Annotated in this window: 1 pseudogene; it reads left to right on the top strand. The window is 33.0% G+C overall.

The annotated features are described in order from the left end of the window. Window positions 1–52: 52 nt before the first annotated feature. A pseudogene (locus BACCOPRO_RS16980) lies at window positions 53–710 on the top strand (BF3164 family lipoprotein); the annotation flags it as partial.

Below are 710 nucleotides of genomic sequence, written 5' to 3'. Positions count from 1 at the left end.
GGATGTGACCAACTGCAAAGTACACAATCCTATCATCATTATAAATTCAGTTATGAAAATAGTAATCATCTTCATCATCATTAGCTTATTACCTTGCTGTAGCGACATTGACAGCCAATATTTCAATGGCGAAATAAAGGAGGTAAATGTCAAGAATGTTATATCAAAGAATATCAATAGTACGCATGTACCCATAAAAGGAATTGCCACAGGAATAATCGCAGCATATGATTCCTTATTGATCTGCTGGAGTCCGAGTTATCCCGAGCACTTTTTTAATATCATCAATATAGACACGGGTAAAGAAATTGGTTATTTCTGTAAAAAAGGACAAGGGAATAAAGAAATAATATCCACAAATTGTATCTCGCAATTGTTTAAGAAGAATGATAAACTAATGACATTGTTGCATGCTCCCAATGAAAAAAAGCTACTTGTTTGGGATTTAAGTAGTTCTATTAAAAAAGGTACAACAACATACGATACCATCATTCCTTATGATAATAATCACATCCTTTTTTCATTTTACCAGATTGAGAATGTTTTATTTGCTTATAAGCCTGCTGAAGAAATAAATTCGCAAGAGGCAACCACTCCTCATTATGAAAAACGAACGATTTACACCAACCAACTGATACAGGATTTTCCTATCTACAAAACAAAATCAATACAAAATCCCAATGCGAAGAGTCCGTTAGATTTCTTTTTTT

Origin of the sequence: Phocaeicola coprophilus DSM 18228 = JCM 13818 (assembly GCF_000157915.1) — a bacterium.
Classification (GTDB): domain Bacteria; phylum Bacteroidota; class Bacteroidia; order Bacteroidales; family Bacteroidaceae; genus Phocaeicola; species Phocaeicola coprophilus.
The sequence above is the reverse complement of the archived record's forward strand: the minus strand, read 5'-3'. Positions and strand labels throughout refer to the sequence as shown.